Annotated in this window: 12 protein-coding genes and 1 tRNA gene; 4 read left to right on the top strand and 9 right to left on the bottom strand. The window is 64.8% G+C overall.

What is annotated here, in order from left to right; translation table 11 throughout:
* Positions 1-83: 83 nt before the first annotated feature.
* The 3 genes from ACTS2Z_RS04095 to egtB all read right to left on the bottom strand — a co-directional run bounded on the left by ACTS2Z_RS04095 (position 84) and on the right by egtB (position 3,035).
* Positions 84-872, bottom strand: a complete 789-nt coding sequence (locus tag ACTS2Z_RS04095; protein ID WP_442571958.1) for a hypothetical protein — start codon at positions 870-872, stop codon at positions 84-86.
* A 14-nt stretch (positions 873-886) separates the two neighbouring features.
* Complete coding sequence (locus ACTS2Z_RS04090; RefSeq protein WP_442571957.1) at positions 887-1,651, bottom strand: class II aldolase/adducin family protein; 765 nt, start codon at positions 1,649-1,651, stop codon at positions 887-889.
* 97 nt (positions 1,652-1,748) lie between these two features.
* The gene (gene egtB, locus ACTS2Z_RS04085; RefSeq protein ID WP_442571956.1) at positions 1,749-3,035 is read right to left on the bottom strand and encodes an ergothioneine biosynthesis protein EgtB; all 1,287 of its coding nucleotides are present in this window, start codon (positions 3,033-3,035) and stop codon (positions 1,749-1,751) included.
* A gap of 169 nt (positions 3,036-3,204) precedes the next feature.
* Between egtB and ACTS2Z_RS04080 the strand changes: the two genes are divergently transcribed.
* The 3 genes from ACTS2Z_RS04080 to ACTS2Z_RS04070 all read left to right on the top strand — a co-directional run bounded on the left by ACTS2Z_RS04080 (position 3,205) and on the right by ACTS2Z_RS04070 (position 5,072).
* The gene (locus ACTS2Z_RS04080) at positions 3,205-3,963 is read left to right on the top strand and encodes an NAD kinase (protein WP_442571955.1); all 759 of its coding nucleotides are present in this window, start codon (positions 3,205-3,207) and stop codon (positions 3,961-3,963) included.
* A gap of 103 nt (positions 3,964-4,066) precedes the next feature.
* On the top strand, positions 4,067-4,552 hold the full coding sequence (locus ACTS2Z_RS04075; RefSeq protein WP_442571954.1) for a response regulator: 486 nt from the start codon (positions 4,067-4,069) through the stop codon (positions 4,550-4,552).
* A 25-nt stretch (positions 4,553-4,577) separates the two neighbouring features.
* On the top strand, positions 4,578-5,072 hold the full coding sequence (locus tag ACTS2Z_RS04070; RefSeq protein WP_442571953.1) for an Hpt domain-containing protein: 495 nt from the start codon (positions 4,578-4,580) through the stop codon (positions 5,070-5,072).
* A 34-nt stretch (positions 5,073-5,106) separates the two neighbouring features.
* Here ACTS2Z_RS04070 and ACTS2Z_RS04065 read toward each other — a convergent pair whose 3' ends face one another.
* From ACTS2Z_RS04065 to ACTS2Z_RS04055, 3 genes are all read right to left on the bottom strand, one after another.
* Positions 5,107-6,273 carry a DUF2336 domain-containing protein gene (locus tag ACTS2Z_RS04065; RefSeq protein WP_442571952.1) on the bottom strand — a complete coding sequence of 389 codons (1,167 nt, stop codon included), beginning with the start codon at positions 6,271-6,273 and terminating at the stop codon, positions 5,107-5,109.
* A gap of 77 nt (positions 6,274-6,350) precedes the next feature.
* Positions 6,351-7,181 carry a hypothetical protein gene (locus ACTS2Z_RS04060; protein ID WP_442571951.1) on the bottom strand — a complete coding sequence of 277 codons (831 nt, stop codon included), beginning with the start codon at positions 7,179-7,181 and terminating at the stop codon, positions 6,351-6,353.
* 72 nt (positions 7,182-7,253) lie between these two features.
* On the bottom strand, positions 7,254-8,372 hold the full coding sequence (locus ACTS2Z_RS04055) for an NAD(P)/FAD-dependent oxidoreductase (RefSeq protein ID WP_442571950.1): 1,119 nt from the start codon (positions 8,370-8,372) through the stop codon (positions 7,254-7,256).
* 65 nt (positions 8,373-8,437) lie between these two features.
* Here ACTS2Z_RS04055 and ACTS2Z_RS04050 point away from each other — a divergent pair, with 65 nt between their 5' ends.
* Positions 8,438-8,845, top strand: a complete 408-nt coding sequence (locus ACTS2Z_RS04050) for a DUF6491 family protein (RefSeq protein WP_442571949.1) — start codon at positions 8,438-8,440, stop codon at positions 8,843-8,845.
* 15 nt (positions 8,846-8,860) lie between these two features.
* Here ACTS2Z_RS04050 and ACTS2Z_RS04045 read toward each other — a convergent pair whose 3' ends face one another.
* From ACTS2Z_RS04045 to ACTS2Z_RS04035, 3 genes are all read right to left on the bottom strand, one after another.
* The gene (locus ACTS2Z_RS04045; protein ID WP_442571948.1) at positions 8,861-9,535 is read right to left on the bottom strand and encodes a hypothetical protein; all 675 of its coding nucleotides are present in this window, start codon (positions 9,533-9,535) and stop codon (positions 8,861-8,863) included.
* Positions 9,536-9,739: 204 nt separating this feature from the next.
* Positions 9,740-9,816 (bottom strand) — tRNA-His (locus tag ACTS2Z_RS04040).
* Between the two features lie 108 nt (positions 9,817-9,924).
* A partial coding sequence (locus ACTS2Z_RS04035; RefSeq protein WP_442571947.1) for a M48 family metalloprotease occupies positions 9,925-10,190 on the bottom strand: 266 nt, incomplete at its 5' end.

Below are 10,190 nucleotides of genomic sequence, written 5' to 3'. Positions count from 1 at the left end.
CTCTCTTTTTCGATTGGGGAGCGATATGCGTCGGAGATGACAAAAAGCAAAATGAAATAGACGTGATAAGCAGTGAGCTGCTGTCAGAAACGCCGCCAGAGCCGGGCGAAGACGGCCTGTTCCCGCGCCGTATTTTTACAGTGAAGCGAAGCCAGCGCCCCGAAAGACAGCGAATAGCCGGACGGGGCATCATAGACGGCGCTGATCTGCGCGCGGTGTCCGGAATAGGCCGAAGCACCCGGCCGCTCGTCTGCCCGGACCGAAAACGTTTCTGCCATCCACCGCCAACGCGGTGACACAGGCCAGCCGACTGCCGTATCGAAGCGCCATTCCGCGCCGCCCCTGTCATTGAGGTCCCGCCGGGCAAGTTGCACGCTGGCAAAACCGTCGCGGCCAAGCGCACGGCCCGCCAGCAGACGCAGTTCCACATCGCCGCCGCCGGTGCCAAAACGCTGGTTGTTGCGGTTCTCGCCGCCGGACTGGAAGGTGCGCGAGAGCTGGACCGAGCTCGCCCAAGGGCCACTCTGATAAAGCTTCACCCGCAAGCCCGCTTCACTGCCGCCGAATGCCACAAGCGCATTGCCGAACGCCTCGTCGGCCACTGCGTCCGGGGCGCTGCGGGTCTCGGTCAGCGATTGCAGGGCAAAGCGCCCGACCAGCGTCACACGCTGCGTCAGGCCGAACTCCGAATAGAAGCTCACTTCCGATTTTCGCAAGCTCGTCCCGCCCGGCGCTGACAGCCAGTGCGTGGAGTAGCCAGTGATCAGCACACCTTCACCTTGCGGCTGCACCCAGGGTCCGGCCACGGCTGCGGCTGCCGTCACCACCAGAAGCGACAGCGCACTGGCAAGCATTGCCGGTGCGTGCCGCATCGGTGCGCGCGCCGCTAGACGGCATATCCCGGCGATTGCCGGTCCACTCGGCCGCGCAAGGCAGCCCAGGCGATTTCCTTGAAGAACTCGTTGGTGAAGGCCTGCTCACCTTGCGCATAGACACGGTCCTGCATGTCCGCGCCCCACTCCACCAGCTCTGCGCCCTGCGCGAGAGTCTGCATCTTGCAGGCCCGCTCCAGCATGTACATGCGCACATAGCAGGAGAAAGGATGGTCGCCGCAGGTCAGCGTGCCATGATTGTTCAGGATCATCAGGTTCTTCTGACCGAGGTCGGCGACGAGGCGTTCCTTTTCCTCATGCTCCAGCGCGATGCCCTCATAACCGTGATAGGCGACGTCCTTCATCACCGTCATCGCACTTTGCGAAATCGGCAGGAGGCCCCGCTTCTGGGCCGACACCGCGACGCCCTGATCGGTGTGCAGGTGCATGATCACCTTCACATCGTGGCGAGCCTGATGGATGGCAGAGTGAATGGTGAACCCGGCCGGGTTGATACCGTACTGGCTGGGCGGCAGGACATTGCCGTCCTGATCGACCTTCACAAGGTTTGACGCCGTCACATCCTCGAACAGAAGGCCGAACGGGTTGAGCAGGAAATGTTCCTCCGGCCCCGGCACCCGCATGGAGATATGGGTGAAGAAGAGGTCGTCCCAGCCATGCATGAAGATGAGCCGGTAAAGCGCGGCGAGATCACAGCGCGCCTTCCATTCCTCTGCCGTCACCTGATCCTTCACCGAAATTGTCGCGCGGTCGTCCATGGCTCGCCTCCACGTGCGGGGCCCGTCCTGCGGGCTTCGCTGATTGTTCAGTCAAGAATGACGCGCCAACGGGGTGTTGGTCAAATCAACTCGGCGCTTACACATCGCGCGCCAGACGCAGGCCCGTCATCTGCCATTGCGCCTGCGGGGGGAAGAAATTGCGATAGCTGGCACGGACATGACCGGGCGGGGTCAGGGCCGAGCCGCCCTTCAGCACGAACTGCCCGCACATGAACTTGCCATTGTATTCGCCGATTGCGCCCTTGTCCGCGCGATATCCCGGATAGGCGCCGTAGGCAGAGCGGGTCCACTGCCACATACCGCCGAACAGGCTTAGCTGATCGCTGGCATGGGGGTGCAGCCAGCCGTCAGGAGACATTGCACGGGCGGTGCTCGTGCCGGGCTGGCGCGCTGCCAGCTCCCACTCGCGCTCTTCGGGCAGGCGGTAGCCGGACCAGTGGGCGTAGGCACTCGCCTCGAAATAATCGAGATGGCTGACAGGCGCATCGGGATCGAGCGCGCGTTCACCATGCAGGGTAAACTCGCGCCATTCGCCCGGACCGCCCCGCCAGTAGAAGGGCGCACGGCGACATTCTTCCTGTATCAGCGCCCAGCCGTCAGATAGCCACAGCGAAGCGTTCTCATAGCCGCCATCGGCGATGAACTCTGCAAACTCGCCATTCGTGACGCAGGCCGTGGACAGCGCGAAAGGCTCCAGCCACGCCTTGTGATGCGGGCCTTCATTGTCGAAGGCAAAGCCCTCGCCCGCATGGCCGAATTCATGGAGGCCGCCCTCGAACTCCAGCCAGCCCGCCCGGACCATATCTGCCTTGGCCGGTGGCTCGGCAGCACGATAGCACTCGCCAAACGGATTGACGCTGAGCACGTGCTTGATGTCGGTCAGCAACAACTCCTGATGCTGCTCCTCATGGGCGATGCCGATCTCGATAAGGGCAAAGATTTTCGCCAGCAGCGCTTCGTCAGCCTCGCCGATCATGTCGGCCATCGCGGCATCGACGTGGGCGCGGTAGGCGCGAACATGCGCCACACCCGGGCGGGTGATCTGGCCGCGCGCCGCGCGCGGCTGACGTTCGCCGAGCGCCTCGTAATAGGAATTGAACAGATAGCCGAAACGCGGATCGAAAACCGTGTAGCCCTTCAGGTTCGGCTCCAGCAGGAAGGTTTCCCAGAACCAGCTCGTATGCGCCAGATGCCATTTTGCTGGCGAGACATCGGCCGTCGTCTGGGCGCCCATATCCTCGTCCGACAAGGGCGCGGCCAGCGCATCGGTGCGGCGGCGCAGGCTGCGGAACGCATCCAGCAGGCGGGCGCGCAGATCCGCGCTGATGTCGTCAGGTCCGGCAAAGGCGGTTTCAATGGCCATGGGATGTCCGCTCGTTCATCTGCGTTCCTCGGAGAGCTTGGCACAGGCCTGCGGGTAACGGGAAGGTCCCTGCGGCGGTTCCTGCCACGACATCGCCCCTTGCACGGGGCCTCGCACAACGTTTGAATGCCACAGCTTTTCCCGTCACCGACGTCTCATGGAAGATTGCATGCGCCTGGCTTTCCACGCTGCTGAACGGCCCGACGCCCTTGCCGCACGCAAGGCGCTGGAGGAACGCTATGGCAATTGCCCGCTGCTGGAAGCCGACTATGTGGTCGCACTGGGCGGTGATGGCTGCATGCTCGACGCGCTGCACGCGGTGATGGGCCACAATATCCCGGTCTACGGGATGAATTTCGGCTCGGTCGGCTTCCTGATGAACGATCCGGCTCATGACGACCTGCCGGCCCGGCTGGACGCGGCGGAGCGGGCAATCATCCATCCCTTGAGAGCCAAGGGCACCGATATCAGCGGCGCCGCATTCGAGTCACTGGCGATCAACGAGGTGTCCCTGCTGCGCCAGACCCGGCAGACGGCCAAGATCCGCATCTTCATTGACGGGATCGAGCGCATGGAAGAACTCGCCGCCGATGGCGTGCTGGTCTCCACCCCGGCAGGGTCAACGGCCTATAACTTCTCCGCGCACGGCCCGATCCTGCCGATCGATGCCAGCCTGCTTGCCCTGACCCCAATCAGCGCCTTCCGGCCGAGGCGCTGGCGCGGCGCGCTTCTCAGCCATGCCAGCACCGTCACCTTCGAGGTCATCGAACCGGGCCACCGGCCCGTCGCGGCGGTGGCAGACAACCGCGAATTCCGGGACGTGGCATCTGTCACGGTCGCGGAAGCCGCCGATGTCACGCTGACCATGATGTTCGATGCGGGCCGCGCGCTCGATGAACGCATCATCCTGGAGCAGTTCTCCTCCTGAGCGTGCGCTTAGCCTGATATTAAACAAGTCGGGTCTATGGTCGGCGCGTACAGGGGGAAACGACAGGTGAGGTAGCGCTGTGGCTGGAGAACTTCCTGCCGACATGGCCTTCAGAAAATTGCGCGTGCTGCTGGTCGATGACAATGCAGCCATGCGCGGTCTTGTGCGTGCCGTGCTGGGCGCCTTTGGCTGTGACAATGTTTTCGAAGCGGCTGACGCCAAACGGGCTCTCGGAATCCTTTCCGTCGAGCAGATCGACGTGATCATCACCGACTGGAAAATGGCGCCGGTAGACGGGCTTGCCCTCGTGCGCCATCTGCGCAATCCGGAAAAGAGCGCCAATCCCTTCATTCCGATCATCATGCTGACCGCCTACGCCGAACCCTCACGGGTGCGCGACGCGCGTGATGCCGGAGTTACCGAGTTCCTGGTCAAGCCGTTCTCGGCTGAACAGCTTTACAAGCGCCTTCAGGTCATCGTGAACCGTCCGCGCCCGTTCGTGCGCACGAAGGTGTTTTTCGGGCCGGACCGCCGGCGCCTGAACAATGAATATGACGGCCCGGAACGCCGCGAAGAAGCAGCACTTTAGGGGTTACAGGGGAAGAGACAGGATCATGACGCAACGCGAACGTCCCATCGAGATCATCAATCCGCCCAACATGCTCAAGGTCAAGGTAGGCGGGCGTATCGCGCCAGCTGACCCGGCCGCCATCGCCCGCGCCGAAGCAGCGCTGGAAGAGATGAAAGGCGAGTTCGCAGACTGGCTGGCCGAGGAAGTCGACAAGCTGGAAGCCGCGCTTGCCAAGGTCCATCAGGAAGGCCTGACCGGTAATGCAGGTGATGAGCTCTTCACAGTCGCGCACGATTTGCGTGGCCTGGGCGCGACCTATGACTTCCCGCTTGTGACGCGCATGGCGGCGTCCCTCTCGCGCCTGGTCGAGACCAGCGAGAAGCGCGAGCTGGTGCCGGTGCAACTGGTCGAGGCCCATGTGGGTGCGATCCGCGCCGCCCTGCGCCAGAACATCCGCACTGACGAGCATGCGGTCGGCCGCACGCTGGCTGAAGAGCTGGAAACCCGTGTTGTAGCCCTGGTCGGCGCGGCAGGCTAAACGCCTCGCCTGCGCCTTCGGGCCTTCGCGCCGTCTAGACGGCTGTGCGCATGGCGCCAGCCGGGTCGGCCTGAACACTCGCCTGCATGTCGGCTTCCAGCCGTGACAGGCAGTATTCCAGATCCGCCTCCGGTGCGCCCTGGAACTGGGTGAAGATGCGCTGGGTCAGGGCAGCGCGGAACTTCACGATGTCTTCCGGCCCCTGCCCGCCCATTTCCAGCGAGTGATAGGCGCTGACCGACGCCCGCACCGCCGGCAGGATACGCCGCGGCAGGCCGGAGCGCTCAAAGACCGCCTCAAGGCCCAGCGGGCCAGCATCGTGAATGAGCAGCCATGCCTTGGCATGGGGAATGCCGGCAAGTTCGGCCAGGCAATGCTCGAAGAAGCTCATATGGCCGCGGAAAAGCGCGCGCAGGATGAGCGAGGGCGTCAGCCGCCCGTTCATCTGCAATTGCTGCACGAAGCGGCGCGGATCGGGGCTGAGCCCCGCCTGCTCGACCAGATCCACCGTCGCTCGCTCGCGCGAATGCTCTGCCAGCTCCACAGCCAGTTGCGGCGGCAGAGCGTGGCGTGAAACCAGACGCTCGACCGCAGTCTCCGAGATCACGTTGATCAGCTTTTCAGTGACCTCCAGCGGCAGGCTCGCCCGGTCGACGAAGGTTTCCAGCATGGCCGGCTGGTTCTTGTAGCGGTCGAAGGTGAGCGCATAGGAACCCGAGTCGAAATGCGCGCCGTCATTGGCGATGACCCGTTTGACCGCCGGATCAGCCCCGCGCACGACCAGCTCACGAACGACAGGCCCTGCGACTTCCGCGCGGCCCGCAATGGCTAGCTGGCGTATCACCGTGCCAGAGCGGACAATCTCGATCAGGTCTTCATCGTTCAGCGAGGGGGAACCGGCGATCACCGGCACCGCGATGGAATCGATATCGGCTGCCAGCTTGCGCGCCACATCGCGCGGCAAATTGGGTGAACGGGCCAGCGTGACGGAAAGCGCGCGCCGGACAATTTCGGCGGCGTCACCGGCCAGCACTTCCAGAATGGCATTGGCGGCGGCGCGTTCGCTCTCTGACAGGCCCGGCATGGAGATACGCGCGCATATCTTGCGCGCGGCCAGCGCCCGGCCCTCGTCATCGGCTGCACTGGCAAGCCGGGCCACGTCTTCACGGGTAAGGCGCGCTCTTAAGGATTTCACGCTCATGCCCCACGACTCCCAGACTGGAGAAAACACATCATCTCAACGGTGCGCCTCAAATATTAACGGGGCCTTTCCGGCCCTCAGGAGCGATCGCTCCGGCTGCGCAGCGGAATATCGAGCGTATTGAGGATTTCCATGACCGCCGGCGACAGGATTGCGGCAGGCCCGCCTGTGCTGGCATAGCCTGACACCCCGGCGCGCAGGTTTTCCCGGATGCGCTGCACGCTGGCACCGGCTTCGGGGCCTTGCGTCAGGCGCGGCAGGGCGACGCTTTCAGGCGCCTCTGCCACCGGGCGCTCCCGCGTAAGCACCGACAAAAGCTCGGAAGCGCTGCGCGGGCGGCCACCATCGAAGAAGATACGCCGGTTCGCCGCTGCGGCGTCCGGGAACAGGGCATCGGCGCGCATGTCAGGGTTTGTATGGGCCGTCTCGATCAGGCGCGCCGCCCGCGATGCGCCAAGAAAATGCGCCGCATAAAGCTCGCCCGATGTCGGCTCGCGCCCGGTTGCCTCGCGCAGGATGGCCGCGTTTTCCGCTGTCAGCTCGCCGGCCATGAGGCTGGCCGCACGCGGATCGAAGCGCATGTCCAGAATGGCCTGACGGCGCTCGGGATCATCGACAACGAAGCGATTGCCGTCCTGGCGCACCGCGCTCGCCGCATCGCCATAGCCGTGGCGTTCACCGTGGCGGGCGACCATGGCCAGCCAGGTCTGCTCGATGAACTGGAACATGCCCGACGCGCTTGAGGTACCTGCCCTGGCACCCGCATCGAAATTGCTTTCGCGGGCCGCCGTGCGCATCAGGAAGTCAAAATTGGCACCGGTTGCACTTGCCGCCTCGGAAATCAGGCGCGCAGGCGAAAACGTGTTCTGCAACTGGCCGGCAATGGCATTTCCAATGCGGTCGGGCATGGGCGGCTGTGACTCCGGAGAACGGGCGAATCGCGTCTGCTCCCATCTCACCGCGTCGAGGATAAGCCTTCGTTAACCGTGTGGAGGCGCGAACGGAACCAGGTGTTCGCTCTCGCCCTCTCCGGCGATGGCACGCGCCAGCCCTTCTGCCAGCGCAGGCGCCAGCATCACGCCATGCCTGTAGGCCCCCAGCGCCACGAACAGGCCCGGTGCCGCCTCTCCGGCGCGCGGCATCATGCCGGGCAAGGCCGGGCGCACGCCCGCCCAGTGCGACAGCCTCTGCATGGAGGCGATCGCCGGAACATGCCGGGCCGCCCGCTCCAGCAAGGTGTCTGCCGTGACGGTGTCGGTTACAGTATCGCTACGGCCCGGCTCGGCGCTGGCACCAACCAGCACCCGCCCGCCGGGCTTTGACGCCAGATAGACGTCGCCAGCGCGCACTAGCGGCCACGAATCCGTGCCTGCATCGGCCCCGGCCTGCAGCATCAGGGCCTGCCCCTTTACCGGGAACACGCCAGCGGCCGCGGGGTGCAGCGTCTCTGCGGCCCACCCGGCAGCCAGCACAACACAATCCGTCTCGATCATCTCGCCATCGGCCAGACGCACCCGCCAGCCTTGGGCGCCCGGTTCAATCCCGGTCACCCGCACTTGCTCGTGCAACTCGGCATGGGCGCTTGCCTGCAGGGCAGTGATCAGCGCTTCACCGAGGCGCGGCGCACTGAGCTGGGCATCGCCGGGCAGGAAGAGGCTGCCTTCAGAATCAAGCCCCGGCAGGTGGCGAACCGCCTCCGCCTTGGTCAGCCGGTGTGCCTTCACGCCAAGCGCCTGCAGCGAGGCGGCGGCATTTGCACCCTCAGCATCCCCTGGCAGGGGAATGAGCGAGCCGGACGCCCGGTATTCAGGGTCAATGCCGGTCTCGTAGCGCAGCCGCTGTGCCCAGGCGGGCCATAGCGATGCACTATGCAGGGCCAGACGCGCGAAGGCGACGGCAAGCGGATGGGGACGCGCGCCTGCCTCGTGGATTTCAGCGCCGGGTGCGATCATCCCGGCCGATGCCGCCAAAGCGCCTTGCCCTGCCTTACCTGCGTCACAAATACGCGTATTAATCCTGTGCGAAGACAGCGCGTAGGCCAGCGACAGACCGGCAGCACCGGCTCCGACTATGCACACGCGTGGGGTGTCATTACGCATACTGGCCTCGCCGGAAATCTCTTGGGGTCCGCGACGGATCAGACGACAGAAAGGCTCGCGTTACCATGACGGTATCATCGAAATCACTTTCCCGCCTTGTGGCTGCTATAGCGGCTGGGGGCGCGGCGATCACCCTCTCCGGCGCAGCCATGGCGTCCGGCGCGCAGGAAGCGAACCCGTGCGTGCGGATCGGCAACATTGCCGGCTATTCGGTGATTGACGACCGGCACCTGATCCTGCGCTCCGGTGTGCAGGACTATTTCCTCGTTACCACCGCGACCCGGTGTGCGGGCCTGAATTTCGGTGTGCAGATCGCCACCTCGATCACTGGCAACCAGCGCATCTGCCAGCCGATGAACGAGTTCGTCATGCCCGATGATGGCTGGCGATGCCGCATTGCCTCGATCGAGGCGGTCGAGGACGAAGATGCCGCCCGCGCACTGGTGGACCAGCGCCGCGAGACCGAAAACTAGAGCAAGGCCGGTGGCCTAACCGGGCGATTGGGACGCCAGCCGGATCGGGCTGACACGTTCGCCCGCATCGGCCTCGTCCTCGGCGCGGTCCAGCGCAATCCGGCAATCGGCGATGAAGCGCTCGCCCGCATTATCCCCCTGACGCGACCAGGGGCGCGAGAGCGTGCGGGTATAGAAACCCATGACGGCGCCCCGCCAGGCCCTGTCCGGTCCTTCCTCGTCCTCACGCTCGCCGCAGGCTTCCAGCGCCATTTCAAAGACGCGTTGAAGGCTTTCCAGCGCAGGTGCTGCGTCTTCAAGGCGCGTGCGCAGGCGCGAACCGCGCTCTGATTCGATCCGGCGCTCGGCCTCGCGTAGCGCGGCCAGATGGCGGCGGGTCAGCGTCATGGTGGGCGTGTCGTCACGCAATTGGGCGGCATCAGGCACCAGCCCTGCCAGCTGCCCCGTCAGGCGCAGACCCATCTGCAGGTCCTGGCGCAGGCGCGCAATCTGGGTCCGGCGTGTCTGCAGGCGTTTCTGGTCGATCAGTGCCCGGCCCGCCTCTTCCAGCAGGCGCCAGAGCGCCATCTTGTGGTCGGCGTCGCCAATGGCGTGACGCTCGCAGATGCGATCGATATCGGACTCTTCGTAGAGTTCACCATCGTCAAGGATGATGAAGCTCGCCCCGCTCTCGCTGGTCAGTCTCGACATACCTGCTCCCTGGCGGCCGGGCCCTCAACCGGCATGGTTCGTCCGTATCGTCACTCGCTCCCTCTGTGACAGATTAACCTATCGTTAAGCAAGCCGCGCGCTGCGCCGCAGGCACGCGCATCACTTTCCTGTGGAAAAGCGGGCGATGAAACGCGACGCGCTCACGCTATGCGTGGCGGTATTTCTCTGCATTGCATGGGAAAATGGTACCGCCTCCCCGGATCGAACGGGGGACCTCTAGATCCACAATCTAGCGCTCTAACCGACTGAGCTAAGGCGGCACACAGGGCCCGGCGCGGACCGGAACGGTCTCTGAACGGCGGGAGCGCTGACATAGCGCCGCCGGACCTGCGATGCAAGACCGGCGGCCATGTCAGTCAAAGCCTCTATCAGGCGTACCCTGCCGAGCGGATATGCGCCTGCAGGGCCTGCATGCGCTGGGCATCGGAGGGGTGGGTGGAAAGGAAGGCAGGCTGGGAGCCGCGCGCGCTGCGCGCCATCATGCCGTTCCAGAAGGTCAGCGCTTCGCTGGCGCGATAGTTGGAGCGCGTCATGAAGTCCGCGCCCAGCCGGTCCGCCTCATATTCGTGGCGGCGCGAATAGGGCAGCAGGACACCGAAGGTCAGGCCTGCACCCAGCACGCCAGCCCACATGC

Origin of the sequence: Glycocaulis sp. (genome assembly GCF_052168375.1) — a bacterium.
GTDB lineage: Bacteria > Pseudomonadota > Alphaproteobacteria > Caulobacterales > Maricaulaceae > Glycocaulis.
Note: the sequence above shows the minus strand (reverse complement) of the source record. Positions and strands in the feature narration are given on the sequence as shown.